The organism is Pseudomonas sp. YJ42 (assembly GCF_047225135.1).
Taxonomy (GTDB): Bacteria; Pseudomonadota; Gammaproteobacteria; order Pseudomonadales; family Pseudomonadaceae; genus Stutzerimonas; species Stutzerimonas stutzeri_E.
In genome coordinates this window covers 3,688,062-3,708,658 of sequence record NZ_CP178378.1, presented here as the reverse complement: position 1 = coordinate 3,708,658, position 20,597 = coordinate 3,688,062, and the positions used below count along the sequence as shown (strand labels likewise).

General features: G+C 63.3%; 20 protein-coding genes and 1 riboswitch. Of the genes, 15 read left to right on the top strand and 5 right to left on the bottom strand.

Going from position 1 to position 20,597, the window contains the following annotated elements:
• Positions 1-47: 47 nt before the first annotated feature.
• The 3 genes from eat (at position 48) to eutC (ending at position 3,799) form a co-directional block, all read left to right on the top strand.
• Positions 48-1,499 (top strand): ethanolamine permease, encoded by a 1,452-nt coding sequence (eat, locus tag ACL0K2_RS17040; RefSeq protein ID WP_413043099.1) that lies wholly within the window; start codon positions 48-50, stop codon positions 1,497-1,499.
• Positions 1,500-1,524: 25 nt separating this feature from the next.
• Positions 1,525-2,919 carry an ethanolamine ammonia-lyase subunit EutB gene (locus ACL0K2_RS17035; RefSeq protein ID WP_413043098.1) on the top strand — a complete coding sequence of 465 codons (1,395 nt, stop codon included), beginning with the start codon at positions 1,525-1,527 and terminating at the stop codon, positions 2,917-2,919.
• Positions 2,920-2,983: 64 nt separating this feature from the next.
• Entirely contained in the window at positions 2,984-3,799 is an 816-nt protein-coding gene (gene eutC / locus ACL0K2_RS17030) for an ethanolamine ammonia-lyase subunit EutC (RefSeq protein ID WP_413043097.1), read from the top strand.
• Between the two features lie 100 nt (positions 3,800-3,899).
• Here the strand turns inward: eutC and ACL0K2_RS17025 are convergent, their stop codons facing one another.
• Positions 3,900-4,322, bottom strand: a complete 423-nt coding sequence (locus ACL0K2_RS17025; protein ID WP_045163726.1) for a RidA family protein — start codon at positions 4,320-4,322, stop codon at positions 3,900-3,902.
• 18 nt (positions 4,323-4,340) lie between these two features.
• Positions 4,341-4,862, bottom strand: a complete 522-nt coding sequence (locus ACL0K2_RS17020; protein ID WP_045163727.1) for a carboxymuconolactone decarboxylase family protein — start codon at positions 4,860-4,862, stop codon at positions 4,341-4,343.
• A 150-nt stretch (positions 4,863-5,012) separates the two neighbouring features.
• Between ACL0K2_RS17020 and sigJ the strand changes: the two genes are divergently transcribed.
• The 3 genes from sigJ to ppa all read left to right on the top strand — a co-directional run bounded on the left by sigJ (position 5,013) and on the right by ppa (position 7,444).
• Positions 5,013-5,903 carry an RNA polymerase sigma factor SigJ gene (gene sigJ / locus ACL0K2_RS17015; protein ID WP_413043096.1) on the top strand — a complete coding sequence of 297 codons (891 nt, stop codon included), beginning with the start codon at positions 5,013-5,015 and terminating at the stop codon, positions 5,901-5,903.
• A 60-nt stretch (positions 5,904-5,963) separates the two neighbouring features.
• A complete protein-coding gene (locus ACL0K2_RS17010) occupies positions 5,964-6,776 on the top strand; it encodes a zinc-dependent peptidase (protein ID WP_045163729.1) in 813 nt (270 codons plus the stop codon).
• A gap of 140 nt (positions 6,777-6,916) precedes the next feature.
• A complete protein-coding gene (ppa, locus tag ACL0K2_RS17005; protein WP_045163730.1) occupies positions 6,917-7,444 on the top strand; it encodes an inorganic diphosphatase in 528 nt (175 codons plus the stop codon).
• Between the two features lie 219 nt (positions 7,445-7,663).
• Here the strand turns inward: ppa and ACL0K2_RS17000 are convergent, their stop codons facing one another.
• Both ACL0K2_RS17000 and ACL0K2_RS16995 read right to left on the bottom strand, forming a co-directional pair.
• Complete coding sequence (locus tag ACL0K2_RS17000) at positions 7,664-8,182, bottom strand: carboxymuconolactone decarboxylase family protein (RefSeq protein WP_045163731.1); 519 nt, start codon at positions 8,180-8,182, stop codon at positions 7,664-7,666.
• Positions 8,183-8,472: 290 nt separating this feature from the next.
• The gene (locus tag ACL0K2_RS16995) at positions 8,473-9,360 is read right to left on the bottom strand and encodes a manganese catalase family protein (RefSeq protein ID WP_045163732.1); all 888 of its coding nucleotides are present in this window, start codon (positions 9,358-9,360) and stop codon (positions 8,473-8,475) included.
• Positions 9,361-9,643: 283 nt separating this feature from the next.
• Here ACL0K2_RS16995 and ACL0K2_RS16990 point away from each other — a divergent pair, with 283 nt between their 5' ends.
• The 3 genes from ACL0K2_RS16990 to ACL0K2_RS16980 all read left to right on the top strand — a co-directional run bounded on the left by ACL0K2_RS16990 (position 9,644) and on the right by ACL0K2_RS16980 (position 12,879).
• Positions 9,644-10,165, top strand: a complete 522-nt coding sequence (locus ACL0K2_RS16990) for an ATP-dependent zinc protease (RefSeq protein WP_052679344.1) — start codon at positions 9,644-9,646, stop codon at positions 10,163-10,165.
• Between the two features lie 221 nt (positions 10,166-10,386).
• The gene (locus ACL0K2_RS16985; protein ID WP_239611090.1) at positions 10,387-11,847 is read left to right on the top strand and encodes a vitamin K epoxide reductase family protein; all 1,461 of its coding nucleotides are present in this window, start codon (positions 10,387-10,389) and stop codon (positions 11,845-11,847) included.
• 33 nt (positions 11,848-11,880) lie between these two features.
• Positions 11,881-12,879 carry an SDR family oxidoreductase gene (locus ACL0K2_RS16980; protein ID WP_413043095.1) on the top strand — a complete coding sequence of 333 codons (999 nt, stop codon included), beginning with the start codon at positions 11,881-11,883 and terminating at the stop codon, positions 12,877-12,879.
• Between the two features lie 6 nt (positions 12,880-12,885).
• Here ACL0K2_RS16980 and ACL0K2_RS16975 read toward each other — a convergent pair whose 3' ends face one another.
• On the bottom strand, positions 12,886-13,515 hold the full coding sequence (locus ACL0K2_RS16975; protein WP_413043094.1) for a cation transporter: 630 nt from the start codon (positions 13,513-13,515) through the stop codon (positions 12,886-12,888).
• Positions 13,516-13,597: 82 nt separating this feature from the next.
• On the opposite strand from ACL0K2_RS16975, the gene ACL0K2_RS16970 reads away from it, so the two are divergent.
• From ACL0K2_RS16970 to ACL0K2_RS16945, 6 genes are all read left to right on the top strand, one after another.
• Positions 13,598-14,023, top strand: a complete 426-nt coding sequence (locus tag ACL0K2_RS16970; RefSeq protein ID WP_413043093.1) for a Cd(II)/Pb(II)-responsive transcriptional regulator — start codon at positions 13,598-13,600, stop codon at positions 14,021-14,023.
• A 141-nt stretch (positions 14,024-14,164) separates the two neighbouring features.
• Positions 14,165-14,935: a sulfite exporter TauE/SafE family protein gene (locus tag ACL0K2_RS16965; protein WP_413043092.1), complete on the top strand. Its 771-nt coding sequence runs from the start codon at positions 14,165-14,167 to the stop codon at positions 14,933-14,935.
• A 92-nt stretch (positions 14,936-15,027) separates the two neighbouring features.
• Complete coding sequence (locus tag ACL0K2_RS16960; RefSeq protein ID WP_021206714.1) at positions 15,028-15,270, top strand: exodeoxyribonuclease VII small subunit; 243 nt, start codon at positions 15,028-15,030, stop codon at positions 15,268-15,270.
• Positions 15,267-16,154, top strand: coding sequence for a polyprenyl synthetase family protein (locus ACL0K2_RS16955; protein WP_045163737.1), 888 nt, complete (start codon positions 15,267-15,269; stop codon positions 16,152-16,154). The genes ACL0K2_RS16960 and ACL0K2_RS16955 overlap by 4 nt, the downstream gene beginning before the upstream one ends.
• A gap of 123 nt (positions 16,155-16,277) precedes the next feature.
• The gene (dxs, locus tag ACL0K2_RS16950; RefSeq protein WP_413043091.1) at positions 16,278-18,182 is read left to right on the top strand and encodes a 1-deoxy-D-xylulose-5-phosphate synthase; all 1,905 of its coding nucleotides are present in this window, start codon (positions 16,278-16,280) and stop codon (positions 18,180-18,182) included.
• A gap of 227 nt (positions 18,183-18,409) precedes the next feature.
• A riboswitch (cobalamin riboswitch) is annotated at positions 18,410-18,625 on the top strand.
• 91 nt (positions 18,626-18,716) lie between these two features.
• Entirely contained in the window at positions 18,717-20,582 is a 1,866-nt protein-coding gene (locus ACL0K2_RS16945; RefSeq protein ID WP_413043090.1) for a TonB-dependent receptor domain-containing protein, read from the top strand.
• The last annotated feature ends 15 nt before the right edge of the window (positions 20,583-20,597 follow it).

The following is a 20,597-nucleotide window of genomic DNA, read 5'->3' as shown; positions in this document are numbered from 1 at the left end:
TGCTTTAACGATCCTGCCGTACCCGACCCCATCAGAGGATGATTCCCATGGCTCTCGAACACAGCAGTGCGACACCTCCAAATCACGCCATCGATTTCGAAACAGTTGGCAGCACCTATTTCAAGGAACGCGAACTGAAGAAAGGCGCCGCCGGTTGGGTGCTGCTGGTGGGCCTGGGCGTTGCTTACGTCATTTCCGGCGACTATGCCGGCTGGAACTTCGGGCTCGCCCAGGGTGGCTGGGGCGGGCTGTTCATCGCCACGCTGCTGATGGCGACCATGTACCTGTGCATGTGCTTTTCGCTGGCCGAGCTGTCTTCGATGATCCCCACTGCGGGCGGCGGCTATGGCTTCGCCCGTAGCGCCTTCGGCCCATTAGGCGGGTTTCTCACTGGCACGGCGATCCTCATCGAATACGCCATCGCGCCGGCGGCCATCGCCGTGTTTATCGGCGCTTACTGCGAGTCACTGTTCGGTATTGGTGGCTGGGCGATTTACCTCGCGTTCTACATTATCTTCATCGGCATCCACATATTTGGTGTCGGCGAGGCGTTGAAGCTGATGTTCATCATTACCGCGATCGCGGCGCTGGCACTGGGCGTGTTCATCGTCGCGATGGTGCCGCACTTCTCGGTGGACAAGCTGCTCGACATCGCGCCGACCAGCGCCGCTGGCGCCAGTAACTTCCTGCCCTATGGCTACGTGGGTATCTGGGCGGCGATTCCCTACGCGATCTGGTTCTTCCTCGCGGTCGAAGGCGTGCCGCTGGCCGCCGAGGAAACCAAGGATCCACAGCGCGATATGCCGCGCGGGCTGATCGGCGCCATGCTGATTCTGGTGGCCTTTGCCGGGCTGATCCTGCTGGTCGGCCCCGGTGGTGCGGGTTCCAGCACACTGGTCGAGTCCGGCAACCCGCTGGTCGAAGCGCTTACCACCGCCTATGGCTCGTCCACCTGGATGAGCGGCTTCGTCAATCTGGTCGGGCTGGCCGGGCTGATCGCCAGCTTCTTCTCGATCATCTACGCCTACTCGCGGCAGATCTTCGCGCTGTCGCGGGCCGGCTACCTGCCGCGCAAACTGTCGCTGACCAACAAGAACAAGGCGCCGGTCATGGCACTGGTTATTCCGGGCATCATCGGCTTCCTGCTCTCGCTGACCGGCCAGGGCGACCTGCTGATTCTCGTCGCGGTGTTCGGTGCGACCATCTCCTACGTGCTGATGATGGCCTCGCATATCGTCCTACGCATGCGTCGCCCGGATATGCATCGCCCGTACAAGACGCCCGGCGGTGTGCTGACCTCGGGCGTCGCGCTGGTGCTGGCCTGCATCGCGGTGGTGGCGGGCTTCCTGGTCGACCCGCGGGTGGTGATCGCCGCCGTGGTGATCTACGGGATCTTCATCGCCTACTTCGCCTTCTACAGCCGGCACCATCTGGTGGCTGGCACGCCGGAAGAAGAGTTCGCAGCGATCGAGAACGCCGAAGCGGCACTGCACAAATAAGGCATCGCACACACAAGGGGGCGACATGGCGGGATATGCGCATAGCGTAGGCGGCACCAACTGGCGCTTCGACAGCTTGCGCGAGGTGATGGCCAAAGCCAGCCCGGCGCGCTCCGGCGACTTCCTCGCCGAAGTCGCGGCGGGCAGCGACGCCGAGCGCGTCGCCGCACAGATGTGCCTGGCGCAGATCCCGCTCAAGCGCTTCCTCGACGAAGCGCTGATCCCTTACGAAACCGATGAAGTCACCCGCCTGATCATCGACAGTCACGACGCCAACGCCTTCGCCCCGGTCAGCCACCTGACCGTGGGCGATTTCCGCAACTGGTTGCTGGGTAACGACGCAGATGAAGCCTCGCTGAAGGCGCTGTCGCCGGGGCTGACGCCAGAAATGGTCGCCGCGGTGTCGAAGATCATGCGCGTGCAGGACTTGATTCTGGTGGCGCAGAAGGTCCGGGTCGTCAGCCGATTCCGCAACACCATCGGCCTGCGCGGGCGCATGTCTACCCGCCTGCAGCCCAACCACCCGACCGACGAGGCCGCCGGCATCGCCGCGAGCATCGTCGACGGCCTGCTCTACGGCAACGGCGACGCGGTGATCGGCATCAACCCCGCCACCGACAGCACCAGCGGCATCTGCGAACTGTTGAAGATGCTCGACGCCATCATCCAGCGCTACGAAATCCCGACTCAGGGCTGCATCCTCACCCACGTCACCACCTCCATCGAAGCGATCAACCGCGGTGCGCCGCTGGATCTGGTGTTCCAGTCCATCGCCGGCACCGAGGCGGCTAACAGCAGTTTCGGCATCAATCTGGCGGTACTACGGGAAGGCTACGAGGCCGGCCTGTCGCAGAAGCGCGGCACTGTGGGCGACAACCTGATGTACTTCGAAACCGGCCAGGGCAGCGCCTTGTCGGCCAACGCGCACCATGGCGTCGACCAGCAGACGTGCGAGGCGCGTGCCTATGCCGTGGCGCGCAAATTCAAGCCGCTGCTGGTCAATACCGTGGTCGGGTTCATCGGCCCGGAATATCTCTATAACGGCAAGCAGATCATCCGCGCCGGGCTGGAAGATCACTTCTGCGCCAAGCTGCTCGGCGTGCCCATGGGCTGCGACATTTGCTACACCAACCACGCCGAAGCCGATCAGGACGATATGGACGTGCTGCTGACCCTGCTCGGCACTGCCGGCATCAACTTCATCATGGGCATCCCCGGCTCGGACGACGTAATGCTCAACTACCAGACCACCTCCTTTCACGATGCCCTCTACCTGCGCCAGAGCCTAGGGCTCAGGCCGGCGCCAGAATTCGAAGAATGGCTGGCGAAAATGGACATCCTGCGCCAGGACGGCGGCCGCCTGCAGATGGGCAGCGAGCTTCCACCGGCCTTCCGACAGGCGCTGGAGCGCATGACATGAAGCCCCCGACGCGGCGCGTCCCCGCCCCCGCCCCCGCCCGTCGACCTGAACCAAGGAATGCCCCATGAGCCGGCAATCGCCAACGCCCACCGCCATCACCAATCCCTGGGCTCACCTGCGTCAGCTCACGCCCGCGCGGATCGCCCTGGGGCGTGCGGGCGTCAGTCTGCCCACCGACGCCCAGCTGGATTTCCAGTTCGCCCATGCCCAGGCGCGGGACGCCGTGCACCTCGCCCTGGACACCGAAGAGCTGGCGACGCAGCTGGAACGGCGCGGCCATCGCGTCCTACAGCTGCACAGCGCCGCACCGGACCGCGACACCTATCTGCAGCGGCCAGATCTGGGGCGGCGATTGAGTGACGACTCGACCGAGCGGGTGAACGATCACGCGCAGCAACACGCGACGGGCTACGACCTGGCCATCGTCATCGCCGATGGCCTGTCGGCGCTGGCCGTGCAGCGTCACGCCCTGCCCTTGCTCCAGCGCATCGAGGAGCAGATCGAAAAGGACGGCTGGAGCCTCGCGCCGATCTGCCTGGTACAACAAGGCCGCGTCGCGCTCGGTGACGAAGTCGGCGAGCGGCTCAAGGCGAAAATGGTGGTGATGCTCGTGGGCGAACGCCCCGGCCTGAGCTCGCCGGACAGCCTCGGCCTGTACTTCACTTTCGCGCCGAAAGTCGGCCGCACCGATGCCGACCGCAACTGCATTTCCAACATCCGCCTGGAAGGCCTGAGCTACAACCTCGCCGCCCACAGGCTGATCCATCTGATGCGCGAAGCCTGCCGCCGCCAGCTCTCGGGCGTGACGCTCAAGGACGAAGCGGACGTGCTCAGCTTGGATGACGGCACGCCGAAAGCGGGCAACTTCCTGCTCGGTTAAGCCAAACGCATTCGCCGAAGCTGCGGCTGCACGTGGGGCGAGGCGGCAAAGCTGCCTCACCCACAACAGCGTCGGACCAGTGTCGCCCCCAAGTCAACGATCAGGTTTCCGTCAACGCCACCACCGCATCGATTTCGAACAGCATCCCGTCCAGTGCCAGCCGCGGCACCGGAATCAGCGTACAGGTCGGTTTCAGCTGCTCGCCAAACAGCCGCGCCAACTCCTCGCCGAGGATGCCCAGGCGCTGCTCGTTGTGATCGACGATCAGTACCGTCAGCTTGACCACCTGCGATGGTCGCCCTCCGGCGGCCTCGATGGCGATCGAAAGATTGTCCATGGCTTGCCGCACCTGCTGCTGGAAATCGCTCGGCAGCCGACCGTCCGCGGTTTCGCCGCCCTGGCCAGCGATGAAGGCCAACCGCGTGCCAGCCGGCACGATGCCGACATGCGAGTAGCCATTCGGTGCCGGGTCGTACAGGCCGGGCGGATTGAGCAACGTCAGGGTATTTCGGGGTTCGCTCATGTTCGTCTCCATACAGGTTCAGGTACGTGGCGCCGGCCGTAGATCCTCGAAGCGTTGCAACGCCTGAGTGAAGCGAGGCTGCAGATCGCCGGTGCGATAGTCGTCGGGCTCGCGACCGAAGGCTACATTGAGGCGGTTCCAGCCGTTGATCGCAATGATGGCAAAGGTCAGCTGGGTAATGGCGCGTGGCGAATAGTGCTCGGCCAGGTCGCGGTAGCAGCGATCCAGCGAGGCGCCATCAGGCAGTTCGGTCACAGCCTCGGTCCAGGCCAGAGCCGCTCGCTCGGCAGGGTTGTAGACAGCCGTCTCGCGCCAGGCGGGCAGCAGGTAGATGCGTGGCAGCGGCGTATCCATCGCCAGCAGGTCCTTGGTGTGCATGTCGAGACAATAGGCGCAGCCGTTGAGCTGCGAGGCGCGCAGATCGATGAGCATGCGCAGCTGCGGATCGATGTCGCTCTCATGCACATAGGCGCTGACGGCAGTCAGTGCCTGCATCGGCAACGCATCGACATGTTTCAGAAAATCCAGTCGTGGGGTCATGGCAAGATCGCTCCATAGGCAGTGTCGAAAATGACACTGCCAGGACGCATGCCTTTGTCGATGTGTGACAGCCCAGCCTCCAGCGGAGGCGCTGTCACAATCGACCGGGCTCATTCGTCCATGCTGGAGAGGAATGCCTGCGGAGCGAACGTGAACGACAAGATCGATTTCTATCAGGGGCTGCGGCCGAAGCTCTTCGGTCTCGCCTATCGGCTACTGGGCAGCCGCGTGGACGCCGAGGACCTGCTGCAGGACGCCTGGTTCAAGTGGAGCGAGGCCGACTGCACAACGATTCGCGATGCCGAAGCCTGGCTGGTCACGGTGGTGACGCGGCTGGGCATCGATCAGTTGCGCCAGCGCCGTGCTCGTCAGGAGGACTATTACGGTCCGTGGCTGCCGGAACCGCTGCTGGGGTTTACCGGCAACCGAGCCGAGCAGGCCATCGATCTGCGAGCCGACCTGTCCATGGCCTTCATGGTGGCGCTGGAGCGGCTGGCACCCGAAGAGCGCGCGGCGCTGCTGTTGCGCGAAGTGTTCGATTGCAGCTATGACGAGATCGCAGAAGTGCTGGGCAAACAAGCGGCCGCCAGCCGGCAGATCGTCAGCCGTGCGCGCAAACGGATACGTGAGGCCCAGCCGCGCTTCGTCGTGGACCCGCAGGCACACCGGCAATTGGTCGAGCGTTTCGCCGAGGCCTTGCTGGCGCCGGGCGGTGATGCTTTCGTCAATCTGCTGGCCGACGAGGTCAGCTGGTTGGCGGACGGCGGCGGTCAGGCCGCGGCGGCCTCGAAGGTCGTGCACGGCATACGGGCAGCGCATCGTCTGGCCATCGGCATTGCGCGCCGCGCCGCCGGGCAGTGGCGTGCCAGCGTCGAAACCATCAATGGCGAACCCGGTGTGGTGATCCGCAGCGGCGAGCGGATCCAGGCCGCCATGACGCTGGTCAGCGACGGCCAGCAGGTCGTGACTATCTATTCCGTGGTCAACCCCAACAAGCTCGGGCGGCTGGCGCGCGAGCCAGCGCAGCAGCTTCCCGCTTGATGGCTTGCCGCCAGCCCTCGCCAGGCTTAAGGTTTGTGCCCTCCCGGCTGGAACCTGCTCATGTGGTCTTTTCGCGACTGGCGCCGCAAGCGCATCCTCGCCCGTCTCGCCATCGAACCGGCGCTCTGGCAAAGCGTGCTCGACAGCCTGCCGATTCTCGATGGTCTCAGCGCCGAGGAAACCGAGCGCCTGCGTGAGCGCAGCCTGCTGTTTCTGCATGCCAAGCGCCTGACCGCGCTGCCCGGGGTCGAACTGCAGCTGGTTGATCGCCTGCGCCTGGCCGCACAAGCGGAGCTGCCTTTGCTGCATTTGGCCGATCTGGACTGGTATCAGGGCTTCCATGAAATCGTCATCTACCCCGACGACTTCCACAGCCCACAAAAACACCGCGATTCGGCCGGTGTCGTGCACGAGTGGGACGGCGAGCACAGCGGTGAAGCCTGGCTGCAGGGTCCGGTGATCCTGGCCTCGCCGGGCGTGCAGCAAAGCGGCGGCTGGGAAGGCTACAACCTGGTGATCCACGAACTGACGCACAAGCTCGACATGCTCAACGGCGACGCCAATGGCCTCCCCCCGCTGCACCGCAACATGCGCATCGACACTTGGGCAGCAGTGATGCAAAGCGCCTACGACTCGCTCAACGCCACGCTGGACGCCGATCCTCATGCCCACACGGCAATCGATCCGTACGCCGCGGAGAACCCGGCCGAGTTTTTTGCCGTCACCAGTGAGTATTTCTTCAGCGCACCAGACGTGCTGCACGAGACCTTTCCCGAGGTCTACCAACAGCTCGCCGCGTTCTACCGCCAGGATCCACTGACGCGCCTGCAGAAGCTTCAGCATGGGCACCCGGCGTATGCGGAACCTCATTGACTTGGCATCGTCGAATGCGCGCATCACCGTGCTTGCAAAGGTCCACCTCGACCGGCATGGCAAAACGCCCGACAGTGCGCCTATAATCGCGCCCACTTTTTTCGCCCCAGGCCGCCTCGGCCGACCACGGAGCAATGTTCATGAGCTACAGCAAAGTCCCGGCCGGCAAAGACCTGCCAAACGACATCTACGTCGCCATCGAAATCCCGGCCAACCACGCGCCGATCAAATACGAAATCGATCACGACACCGACTGCCTGTTCGTTGACCGCTTCATGGCTACGCCGATGTTCTACCCGGCGAACTACGGCTTCATCCCGCACACCCTCGCCGATGACGGCGACCCGCTCGACGTACTGGTCGTGACCCCCTACCCGGTTGCCCCAGGCTCGGTCATCCGCTGCCGTCCGGTAGGCGTGCTGAACATGACCGACGAAGCCGGCGGCGACGCCAAGCTGATCGCCGTCCCGCACGACAAGCTGAGCCAGCTGTACGTGGACGTGAAGGAATACACCGACCTGCCGCCACTACTGATCGAGCAGATCAAGCACTTCTTCGAGAACTATAAGGATCTGGAGAAGGGCAAGTGGGTCAAGGTCGAAGGCTGGGAAGGCGCCGACGCCGCCCGTGCAGCAATCACCAAGGCTGTGGCGGCTTACCAAAAATAAGCCAATACCGCTAACGGAAAGCCGGCCACAAGCCGGCTTTTTTCATTTTCGGAGCGCCGTTTCAGACGTCTGCGGCGTAGGCTAACAGGGCCCCACTCAACCGCTCGAAGAAGCATGATCGAGCGTGGCGATTCAACCCCGGCACACCGAGCGTCACCGAAGCTGGGCCTGCCGAGGTTCGGCAAACCCAGCTGGCTGCGGCACAAAGCCTGCAGCCACTCAGGATGCGACGGCCGGAAAGTCCACTTCGGTGTCGGCCAGGTTGTTGAGGTAGTTGGTCAGCGTCAGCAGGCTGACATGGGCGACGACCTCGACGATACGGCGATCATCCAACCCGGCTGCTCGGGCGGCGGCGAGCTGTTCGTCGCTCACCAGGCCCCGGCTTTCGGTGATCTCGCGGGCCAGGACTGCCACGGCATCGAGCCGACCCTCTCGCGCCTGGCCGATGGCATTGTCGTCGAGCCCGGCCTTGCTGGCGAACAGGCTGTGCGCGGCGAGGCAGTAATCGCAGCTGTTCACCTGCGAGGTAGCCAGCGCGACGGTTTCACGCTCCCGGGCGGTCAAGCTGCCGCGCCCGAGCGCTTGCGACAACGCCAAGTAACCACCCAAGGCAGCCGGTGCGTGGGCCAGGGTGAGAAATGCGTTGGGAACGAAGCCCAGTGCTTTGCCGATGCCCTCCAGTGCGGGACGTACGGATTCGGCGGTTTGTTCGATAGTCAGTGCGTTAATGCGAGTCATGGCTGTCTCCTTGGTTAGTGATCGGTCTGTGTCAGACCGTGGAGACAGGATGTACCGACGCGCTGCCGCTTCGGCTGCTCATCGTCGAAACAATGCTGCAGATCGTCCAATCAGACTAAGGCTATGCATCGATCTAGAACATTTCTTCGTCATGGTCGAGAACCGACCCGAGGCCCGAGCCCGCCTCGGCGGGACGAAAGAAGTCGAAGCACGGCCTCAATGCCCCCAAGACACGACAGCGAAAAAGCAGCCGGTGCGATTGATATCAGCCGCACCGGCCGCCCGCGCCGTCAGGCCTTGCCTTTCGTTACCGCTTGGCCCGAGCCCAGGTCAGCTCCGGTCATGGGGTCGACGGAAACATCGGACTGGGTCCGTACCGCCATCTGTTGCACCACCTTCTGCTGAGCCTTGCTCAGATCGACCGAAGGCTTGCCATCACCACCGTCCACCGCCGGCTGCGGGCTCTCGACGAACTCCCACTCCGGCCCCTGATTCCAAGGCCCGCGCAGGTCGCCTTCGCCTTGAGACAGGTTGTAGTAGACGTTGGCAAATTGTGGCTCGCCCGGCAGCTTGCCCTGAGGGAAGTTGGGTTGAATGGCGTGTAGCGCCTTCTCGAACGATTTCTGGTGCGCGATTTCCCGGGTCATGAGGAACTTCAGCGCATCCTTGATCCCAGGATCGTCGGTCACGTTGATCAAACGCTCGTAAACGATCTTGGCTCGCGCCTCGGCCGCGATGTTGGAGCGCAGGTCCGCCGTCGGCTCGCCGATGGTATCGATGTAAGCCGCCGTCCAGGGTATGCCACCGGAGTTGGTCAGCGCCGGCCCGCCGCCGTACAGCAACGAGGTGATGTGCGAATCGTTGCCGCCGCCCGTCAGTGAGCGATACAGATCCGCCTCTTTCTCGACGCCTTCGGCGAGCTCACCTTTGGCGCCCTTGTTGAGCATGCCGACGATGGAGCCGATCACTTCGAGGTGGCTCAACTCCTCGGTGGCGATATCCATCAGCATGTCCTTGCGACCTGGGTCGTCCTCGGATACGCCTTGGGTGAAATAGCGCATGGCGGCAGCGAGCTCGCCTTGCGGCCCGCCGAACTGCTCAAGCATCAGGTTGGCTAGCCCGGGATTCGGGCCGGCCACTCGCACGGTGTACTGAAGTCGTTTGTTGTGGACGAACATGGTTCACCTCTTAATTTTGGACTTTCCTAGTGACTGCCTCCTTCGCTCCGTTAATGGATCACCGCGATTCGAATGCAACAGCGATCGCAGGCGACCTTATGGGTGGAGTACAAGCTGCGACAGCCGTCCGATTGTTTTTTCCAATGAAGGCTATGCAGCGAGTCAATGGAGCGATGCGCCGCCGATGCTGTCCGCCCGCAAAGGTGTGCTTGCCTGTTTGTTGAACGTATCCAGGGCCATCGACTCTATCGTTTCCGTTGCCCCACTGACTTCGAGGTGAAAAATGCTCCGCTGGAAACGTCCCAGACAGGCCAAAGCGCTCGCATTGGCCGGGTTGCTATCCGCTTGTACCGCACAGGCTCTGGCAGATTCACCTCAGGTGCTCGGTTGGATCGAGAAAGGTCTGATCCTTCCGGAAGAAATTGCCGTGAAATTCAAGCTGGACAGCGGTGCGCTGACCTCCTCGATGCACGCCGAGAACATCGATCGATTCAAAAAGGACGGCGATGACTGGGTGCGTTTCACCCTTGAGCTTGAAGACGTCGATACCGACAAGAAAATCGAGAAACGCATAGAGCGCGAGGTGGTACGGGACATCAAGGTGCGCGGGGCTGGCGGCGCCGAAAAGCGGCCTGTGGTGCTGATGAAAGTGTGCCTGGGCAATCGGACCTACGAAGAACAGTTCTCGCTGAACGATCGCGACAAAATGAATTATCCGGTACTCATCGGCCGCCGCGCGCTGGAAGACATCGGGTTGGTGGATTCGTCCAAGACTTTCACTGTCGAGCCGGACTGCTCGGCATAAAAGCCGCGGCGCGAAGATTTCGTACGTAGCGCCTGCCGACGGAGCTGCAGGACAACCTCCGTGGCATGGCCCGTTTAACAGCTCGGTCAGCATTTATTTTTCTGCAACTCCTCCCCGCCTCCTCCGGTCCACTGACCAGCGGTTGATCGACAGCCGGCCGTGAATACCCGCGCCGGCCCGAACGCGACATGCAGCCATCGCTTCGACAAGAGGAGAGGTACATGGAGCATCAAGGCGAATATTTGCGGCAATCGGCCATGCCTTCGGACATGGGCATGGAAGACCACATGCAAATGATGGAGCGCCGCCGCCTCGCCACGCTGTGGTGCCACTTCGCTAACGCCCTGCTGGGCTTCTGGATCCTCAGCGCGCCCTTCATCTTCGGCTATTCGAACATTGCCAGCACGGATCTGGATCTCGCCCGCCTGGCCGCCGAGCGCGACGTGCCCGAGGTAGCGACCCGCGCGCTGTTGATGACTTGGAATGATGTGATCAGCGGCGTCCTGATCATTCTGTTCTCGGTCCTTTCGCTCAAGCGAATCGCCTGGGCGCAATGGGCCAACACGGCAATGGGCCTCTGGTTGATGTTCGCGCCGCTGCTGTTCTGGACCCCGTCGCCAGCCAGCTACGGCAATGCCCTGTTGGTCGGAGGACTGGTGATTGCCTTCTCGACGCTAGTGCCGATGATGCCCGGAATGAGCATGTCCGGAATGATGCAGAAGGCCGCGGTCCCGCCGGGCTGGGATTACAATCCCTCGACCTGGCTGCAGCGGTTGCCCATCGCGATCCTCGCGGTCATCGGCATTCTGTTGGCGCGCTATCTGGCGGCCTACCAACTCGGCCATACGGCGAATGCCTGGGATCCCTTTTTTGGCACTCAGCCCAACGGCACGGAAACCATCATAACCTCCGACATGTCCCGCGCCTGGCCTGTCTCCGACGCGGGAGTCGGCGTCATGGCCTACATGATCGAGCTGCTGATGGCGGTGATGGGCGACGCTCGTCGCTGGCGCACCATGCCCTGGATGGTCGCGGCATTCGGCATTGTGGTGGTGCCGCTTGGCGCGGTGAGCATCTTCTTCATCATTGCCCAGCCGATTTTCATCAATACATGGTGCACCCTGTGCCTGATCCAGGCGCTGGCCATGTTGGTGATGATGCCCTACGCGCTGGACGAACTGGTTGCCATGGGGCAGTTCCTCAAAGACGCGCGGCGCCGCGGCAAGCCTTTCTGGAAGACCTTCTTCCAAGGCGACGCCATGGAGGGCGCGCGTGAAGACAATACGCCAGAATTCGAGGGCGCCCTTTCAGCCATGATGCTCAAGGGGCTCCGCGGCGTGAATCTGCCATGGGGCCTGGCGCTGCTCTGTGTCCTCGGTGTCTGGCTGATGTGCACTCGCCTGATCTTCGGCACCGAAGGGGCGATGGCCAACAGCGACCACCTGATGGGCTCGCTGCTGATCACCGTCTCGGTGCTGGCGTTCGCCGAGGTGGCGCGGCCGCTGCGCTTTCTCAACCTGCCGATCGGTGCCTGGCTACTGGCCTCCCCCGCCTTGCTCGACGGCGCCGGGTTCGCCGCCACCCTGGGCAGCCTGATCGCCGGCGCGCTGGTGATCAGCCTGAGCCTGCCGCGTGGCCCGATCAATCATCGCTATGCCGGCTGGAACGCACTGTTGCGATAGTGCCAGCCAGCCTCTTAGAAAAGGAGTCCGGAGATGACCGACCGCGAACAGACCGCCGTGATTTGTGGCGGCACCGCTGGCGTGGGGCGGGCAACGGCGCACGCGCTGGCCCAGGCGGGTTACCGAGTCGCCGTGATCGCACGCGGCGAGCAGGGCTTGGCCGATACCCGCAGCGAGCTGGAAGCGTCCGGCGCAAAGGTTCTGGCGATCGCCGCGGATGTGGCTGACGCAGAAGCGATCGATCGTGCGGCCGAGCGGATCGAAAAAGAGCTGGGTCCGATCGAGATCTGGGTCAACGCGGCGATGGCGACGGTGTTCGGCCCGGTGAACAAGATCAGCGCGGCGGAATTCAAGCGTGTGACCGAGGTGACCTACCTGGGCTTCGTCCACGGCACGCTGGCGGCGCTGCGCTACATGGAGTCGCGCAACCGCGGCACCATCGTTCAGGTGGGCTCGGCATTGTCCTACCGGGCGATTCCATTGCAGTCGGCCTATTGCGCCGCTAAATTCGCGATTCGCGGTTTCACCGATTCGCTGCGTTGCGAACTGATCCATACCAACAGCCGGGTGCGGTTGACCATGGTTCAGTTGCCGGCACACAACACACCGCAGTTCGACTGGTCGCGCAACAAGATGCAGAAGCGGCCACAGCCGGTCCCGCCGATCCATACGCCAGAGGTCGCCGCACGCGCGATCGTCCGCGCGGCAACCGATGCGCCGCGCGAGCTATGGCTCGGCCGCGCCTCGTTCCAGGCGATCATCGGTAACATGTTCATGCCCGGCCTGCTCGACCGGATGATGGCCAAGCAAGCCTGGAGCGGACAGATGACCGACGAACCGGCCAGCGACGAGCAGCCGGACAATCTATTCCAGCCGGTGGAAGGCTTGCACCGCACCGAAGGCCGCTTCGGCGCTCAGGCCAAACACAAAGCTCTGGGCCTGAGTTCCGAGACGGTCGGCAAGCTGGCCGCGGCCGGACTGGCGGTGACGGGCATGATCTTCATCGCGGTCGTGGCGGCCATTGCCGGTTGACCCATTTCAGCCCTGATGCTGCGGCGTGCCCAGTTCCTGCCGCGCCTGGCGTACCACCGAGAAGCCCGCCGACAGTGCCAACCCAGCCATGATCAACGCCACGACGAGGTCGGGCCAACCCGAACCCGTACCGAAAACGCCTGCCGCGGCGATCATCACCGCGATGTTGCCCAGCGCATCATTGCGGCTGCACAGCCAGACCGAGCGCATGTTCGAATCGCCCTCGCGAAACGCATAGAGCATTAGCGCCACAACAACGTTGGCAACCAGCGCCAGCGCGCCGATGACGCCCATGGTCAGCGGTTCCGGCACCACGCCGGCGTAGGCGGACCAGCCAGCGCGACCCAACACGAACACACCGAATGCCAGCATCGACAGGCCTTTGACCATGGCTGCACGCGAGCGCCAGACGAGCCCCATGGACAACACCACCAGGGTGATGCCGTAGTTGGCGGCGTCGCCGGCGAAGTCGATGGCGTCGGCCAGCAGCGAGACCGAGCCCGCCCGTAGACCGCTGACGATCTCCACGACGAACATCGCCAGATTGATTGCCAGCGCTATCCATAGTGCTTTGCGGAAACCGGGGCTCACCGCCGGGCTCGTGCCGCAGCCGGAATCACAGCATTTCGACGACATGGTTTGCCCTCCTCGTTTATATTCGAAACCTATTGCACACCCTGGAGCAGCTCCAGGGTCAAGTCTGAATACGGGAGCGATCATGCGTATAGGCCAATTGAGCGCAGCCGCGGGGGTGGATGTCGAGACGATCCGCTATTACGAAAAAATCGGAGTGATGCCCGCTCCGAAACGGGGCGCCAACGGCTATCGCGCCTACACGACAAAACAGCTGACGCAGCTGGTGTTCATTCGCCATTGCCGAGCGCTGGACATCGGCCTCGCCGACATTCGTCGACTGCTTGCATTCTCCGACCACCCCGAGGCTGACTGCGGCGACATCAACCTGCTGATCGACGAACAACTCGAACGTGTCCGTGCGCGTCTGGATAGCCTTCGCGGACTGGAGCGCCAGTTGCAGCAATTGCGCAGCTGCTGCAGCGGTAATCAACCGGCGGGCGACTGCGGGATCCTCAACGAGCTGGCCAGCGCCCGGATGGATGAAGGCCAACACCCGTCCGACCGCTAGAACCCTCTCTGCCGTCGATCACTCGCCCTTGCCGCCGGCGCGATATCGCATGGGTCCCCTCCGTCGTGGGTCCTGCGTGGATCCGCTTGGCGAGGCGAAGCGGCAGAGATAACCTGCGCCCTTTTGTCGCGAGCTCGCCCGATGCCCTTGTTCGACCTGTTGCTGCTGATTGCCGCCGGTTTCGCCGCCGGCGGAATGAACGCCCTCGCCGGCGGCGGCACCTTCTTCTCGTTCCCGGCGCTACTGGCCACCGGCTTGCCGCCGGTAACAGCCAATGCGACCAATGCCGTGGCGCTGTGGCCGGCCAGTCTCGCCGGTGCCTGGGCGGCACGCTCGGCATTACGACCGCTGGGTCGTTACCTGATCCCGCTGCTGCTGGCGGGACTGATCGGCGGCTTACTCGGTGGTCTGTTGCTGCTCGCCAGCGGCGACGACGTGTTCAGCCTGCTGATCCCTTGGTTATTGCTCGTCGCTACCGCCCTCTTCGCCGCTAGTCCCTGGCTGAGCCGCTGGCTGGCGGCACGCCGCAAGGACGACAGTGCAATACCGCCGCATGCGCCTGCATCATTGGCGGCACATGGATTGGTGTCCATCTACGGCGGCTATTTCGGCGCGGGCATGGGCATTCTGCAGTTGGCGGCCTTTTCCATCGAAGGCCACCAATTGGTTCGCGCCAACGCGCTGAAGAATCTGATCTCGGCGATCATCTACAGCGTCGCCACGGCCACCTTCATCATTGCTGGACGGGTGAGCGGTTACGAACTGGCAATCCTGCTGATCGGTACCACGCTTGGCGGCTATACCGGCGGTGCGCTGAGCAAGAAGCTGCCAGCCACCTGGCTACGCGCCTTCGTCATTGGGGTCGGCAGTGCCATGACGCTGTATTATTTCCAGGCCACATATTGGCGTTGAGCGGCGCATAGCCCGGGCGGCTTATGGCTAATGCCGCCCAGCTCTGCTAGTGTCGCGCCCGTTTCAGAGCAGCCGCACAGACAGGTTCCGCCATGGCCCGCAAGAAAGTCGCCCTCGATTTCGAACAATCCCTCGCCGAGCTCCAGCAGTTGGTCGAGCGCCTGGAAAGCGGCGAGCTGTCGCTGGAGGATTCGCTGACCTGCTTCGAGCAAGGCATCGGCCTGACCCGTGACTGCCAGGCGGCGCTAAGCCAAGCTGAGCAGAAGGTACAGATCCTGCTCGAGCGTGACGGCAAACTGCAGGAAGCCCCCTTCGAGGTGGATCCCGACGCATGATCGGCGACTATCAGCAACGCTGCCAGAAGCGCGTCGACAGCTGCCTCGATACGCTTTTCACCCCGCCCCGCCACGAACTCGAACGCCTCTACCAGGCCATGCGCTACAGCGTCATGAACGGCGGTAAGCGCGTGCGCCCGCTGCTGGTCTATGCCGCCTGCGAGGCGCTCGAAGGGGACAGCGCGCAAGCCGATGGCGCCGCCTGCGCCGTCGAACTGATCCATGCCTATTCGCTGGTCCACGACGACCTGCCGGCCATGGACGATGATGACCTGCGTCGCGGCCAACCGACTACGCACAAGGCTTTCGACGAAGCCTGCGCGATCCTCGCCGGCGACGGCCTGCAAAGCCTGGCCTTCGAAGCACTGGCCACCGAAGCGCGCAACCCTGCGGATCCGGCGCTTCGCCTGGAAATGCTCGTCAATCTCGCGCGCGCCGCAGGCCCGGGCGGCATGGTTGGCGGACAGGCCATCGACCTCGGCTCGGTTGGCGTCAAACTCGACCGCGAAGCGTTGGAGCTGATGCACCGGCACAAGACCGGCGCCCTGATCGAAGCCAGCGTGCGTCTCGGCGCCTTGGCCAGCGGGCGAGCAGATGCCGAAAGGCTGGCCGCTCTGCAACGGTATGCACAGGCGATCGGCCTGGCCTTCCAGGTGCAGGACGACATCCTCGACGTGGAAAGCGACACCGCCACGCTCGGCAAGCATCAGGGTGCCGATATCGCGCGTGACAAGCCCACCTATCCGGCACTGCTAGGGATGGATGAGGCCAAGGCCTACGCGTTGGAGCTGCGAGATATGGCGCTCGAGGCCGTCGTCGCCTTCGGCACCGCCGCGGAGCCTTTGCGCCAGTTGGCCCGTTTCATTGTTGAACGTCGAAGCTGAATCCGCAGCTGCCAGGCCAGGCTGCTTACCCGAGCGGCGATGACCGTTGATGCCTGGATCATTCTTCTCGTAGTAACCATCAGGTAAACTGCGGCTCTTTTTTCAGCCAAAACGATTCGCCCGATGCCCAAGACGTTCCATGAGATTCCTCGGGTTCGCCCTACGACGCCCGTTCTTGACCGCGCGGCCACTCCCGAGCAGCTGCGCCGCCTGGGCGAAGCGGAACTCGAAGAACTCGCCAACGAACTGCGGCAGGAGCTGCTGTACAGCGTGGGCCGGACCGGCGGACACTTCGGTGCCGGGCTCGGTGTAATCGAGCTGACCATCGCGCTGCACTACGTCTACGACACGCCGGACGACCGTCTGGTGTGGGACGTCGGCCATCAGGCCTACCCGCACAAGATTCTCACCGGGCGCCGCGAGCGCATGGCCAGCCTGCGCCAAAAGGATGGCCTCGCCGCCTTCCCACGCCGTAGCGAGAGCGAATACGACACCTTCGGCGTCGGCCATTCCAGCACCTCCATCAGCGCCGCCCTGGGCATGGCCATCGCCGCGCGCCTGCAGGGCAAGAAGCGCAAGTCCATCGCGGTAATCGGCGACGGCGCGCTCACCGCGGGCATGGCGTTCGAAGCGTTGAACCACGCGCCGGAAGTCGGCGCCGACATGCTGGTGGTGCTCAACGACAACGACATGTCGATTTCGCGCAACGTCGGCGGCCTGTCCAACTACCTGGCCAAGATCCTCTCCAGCCGTACCTACTCGAGCATGCGCGAGGGCAGCAAGAAGGTCCTCTCGCGCCTGCCGGGCGCCTGGGAAATCGCCCGCCGCACCGAGGAATACGCTAAGGGCATGCTGGTTCCCGGGACGCTGTTCGAAGAGCTGGGCTGGAATTACATCGGCCCCATTGACGGCCACGACCTGCCGACCTTGATCGCGACCCTGCGCAATATGCGCGACCTGGCCGGCCCCCAATTCCTGCATGTGGTGACCAAGAAAGGCAAAGGCTTCGCCCCGGCGGAAGTCGACCCCATCACCTGGCATGCGATCAGCAAACTGGAACCGGTCGGCGCACCTTCAGCCCCGAAGAAGCCCAGCGGCCCGAAGTATTCCAACGTCTTCGGCCAATGGCTGTGCGACATGGCCGCCGCCGATCCGCGTCTGACCGGGATCACCCCGGCGATGAAGGAAGGCTCCGATCTGATCGAGTTCAGTGAACGCTACCCGGATCGGTACTTTGACGTCGCCATCGCCGAGCAGCACGCGGTCACCCTAGCCGCCGGCATGGCCTGCGAGGGTGCCAAGCCGGTGGTGGCGATTTACTCGACCTTCCTCCAGCGCGCCTACGACCAACTGATCCATGACGTCGCGGTACAGAACCTCGACGTACTGTTCGCCATCGACCGCGCCGGCCTGGTCGGCGAAGACGGTCCGACCCATGCGGGCAGTTTCGATCTGTCCTATCTGCGCTGCATCCCCGGCATGTTGGTAATGACCCCCAGCGACGAGAACGAGATGCGCCGCATGCTTACCACCGGCTATCACTTCGAAGGTCCCGCGGCGGTACGTTACCCGCGCGGCACGGGCCCGAATGCAGCGATCGAGCCCGGACTCGAGCCGCTGGAAATCGGCAAGGGTGTGGTGCGTCGCCAAGGTGGCAACGGCGAAGGTCGCCGGGTCGCCTTGCTGGTCTTCGGTGTACAGCTGACTGAAGCGCTGCAGGTTGCGGAAGCGCTCGACGCCAGCGTCGTCGACATGCGTTTCGTCAAACCACTGGACCAGGCGCTGGTGCGGCAGATGGCCGACAGCCACGACCTGCTGGTGACGATCGAGGAAAACTCCATCATGGGCGGGGCTGGCAGTGCCGTCGGCGAATTCCTCGCCGCCGAAAACCTGCAGAAACCGATCCTCCATATGGGCCTGCCCGATTACTACGTCGAGCACGCCAAGCCCGCCGAGATGCTCAAGGAATGCGGCCTCGATGCCGTCGGCATCGAAGCCGCTATCCGCGCGCGACTGGCCCAGCTCTGAGGCTGCTTGAAGCGGCGTTGAGTTCGTCATCAGACGCCGCCTGAGGCCATCTGCGGCGTAGAGGACGTCTCGGCAATATGGCGAGGTGCGCACGAACTCGCCGTCGCGCCTGCCCAGCCCCTGCAAATACCTGATCGAACCACGGCAGCCGCCTTCTCGTTGCACAGGACGCGCTCGGCTACGAGTGCTTTGCTTGTATTTCTCGGGGACAGCCCTTATGGTTCCCGCGATTTCTAATCCGCCCAGGTGTGCGTGACCGCAAGGTCCGCATTAAACGGGAAGCCGGTGCGCTCACATGTGCAAGGCCGGCGCTGCCCCCGCAACGGTAATCGACCGTGATCCGCTGGATCACCGCCCGCTCAACCGCCACTGTGCATCGCATGGGAAGGCGAGCCGGGTGCGTGTCGAAAGCCCGGAGACCGGCCTGGCGGATTCGACTGGTGTTGCGGAGGGCAGCACCGTCAAGCGCGGCTGTCTATCCTTGCGCTTGTTCCTGCCCTCCTCAAAAGCGCTGATCTTTTGAGGATGATTCTGATGAAACTGACCCGTCTTGCGTTGGCTGTGGCACTGCTGCCGGCTTCCCAGGCATTTGCCGATACGAACGTGAGTGACAGCTATCAGTTGCCAAACATGCTCGTTACCTCGGCGCGCCAAGCCGAACCTCGCGCGCAGGCCACCGCCGCCAACACGGTATTCACTCGTGATGACATCAAGCGCTTGCAGGCAAGAAGCGTCCCAGAGCTCCTTCGGCGCGTACCTGGCGTTAGCGTTTCTACCGCTGGCGGGCTGCCGTCACTATCCGTGCGCGGCACCGGAACGGCTCAGACCCTTGTTCTGCTGGATGGGCAGCGCATCGCGTCTTCAACCAGCGGCATTGCCCGGCTCGATTATCTGGCGATAGACAATATCGACCGTGTAGAGGTTGTTCGCGGCCCGCGCTCGGCACTCTACGGCGCAGACGCCGTCGGCGGGGTAATTCAGATATTCACCCGAAGCGGAAGACCAGGCCTGCACCCAGAGGTGCGGCTAGCGGCCGGAAGCGACCACACGTTCCAGCGCAGCCTGAATCTGTCTGGCGGCACCCAGCAGACCCGCGTCAATCTCGGGGTCAGCCTCGATGAGCGTGAGGACTTCGATATCACCCGGGACGAGCGTGGCGCCGACCGCGATGATGACGGTCAGCGCACCAAAGCCCTGCACCTGAAGCTCGACCATCAGATCGATGCCAACTGGAAAGCCGGCCTGAGCCTCAACGACCAACGCGGCGAGAACGAATACGACGACGCCTACGAGTTCGCCCCCGGCGCACCTCAGGACGAATTCCGCGTCAGCAGCTACAGCGGCTACCTGGACGGGCAGTTGAGCGAGGTCTGGAACAGCCGTCTGGAGCTGGGGCGCAGTTTTGACCGCAACCGCGCAGTGGGCTCAGCCTTCAACGACGGGCTACTGGAAACCACGCGCCATTCCGCCGCCTGGATTAATCGCCTGCGACTGAACGAAAGCCACCAACTGAGCCTCGGTAGCGACTGGTACGAAGACCGCCTCGACGCAACCACTGCCTACAAAGAAGACAGCCGCGACAACTTGGCCTTTTTCGCCCAGCACAGCTATCAAGGTGATCGTTTCGGTACTGAATTAGGTTTGCGCCATGACGACAACCAGCAGTTCGGCAGCCAGAACAGCTGGAATGCGGCTTTCAGCTTGCCAGTCAGCGAGTCGCAGCGCTGGATTCTCAGCTACGGCGCAGGCTTCCGTGCACCGACGTTTTCAGATCTCTACTATCCCGGATCAGGCAATCCCGACCTGGCACCCGAGACCTCGAAAACATACGAATTACAATGGCGCGGTGACTTCGCGCCGACCCAGCTAGAAATCGCGCTCTATCGAACTGAAGTGGAAGACATGATCGCCTGGGATGGCTCTATCAATCGCCCAGAGAACATCGCCCAAGCGCGTATCAACGGCTTCGAGGCAAGCGTGGCACGCGAACTGTTTGGCTGGCAGGCCAGCCTGGCCCTCAGTCTGATCGATCCACGCGACCAAGCTAGCGGCCGTACCCTGGCCCGCCGGGCGAAACGTAGCCTTAGTCTCGATCTGGATCGTACGTTCAACACGCTTTCGGCTGGCGCCAGCTGGCATGTTTCGAGCAGCCGTTACGATGACGCAGCCAACTCCAGGCAGCTGTCCGGCTACGGCGTTGTCGACGTGCGGGCTGGCTGGCAAAGCCATGCCGAGCTGCGCTGGGAAGCAAAGCTTACTAACTTGTTCGATCGCGACTACGCCCTGGCGACCTACGACCGCCCCACCGGCCCGTCCTGGACGGACCCGGTGCAAAACTACAGTTATCGCGAAGCTGGCCGCACCGTCCTATTCGCCGTCACCTGGTCACCTTCTCTATAAGGAACCGGACCGGGA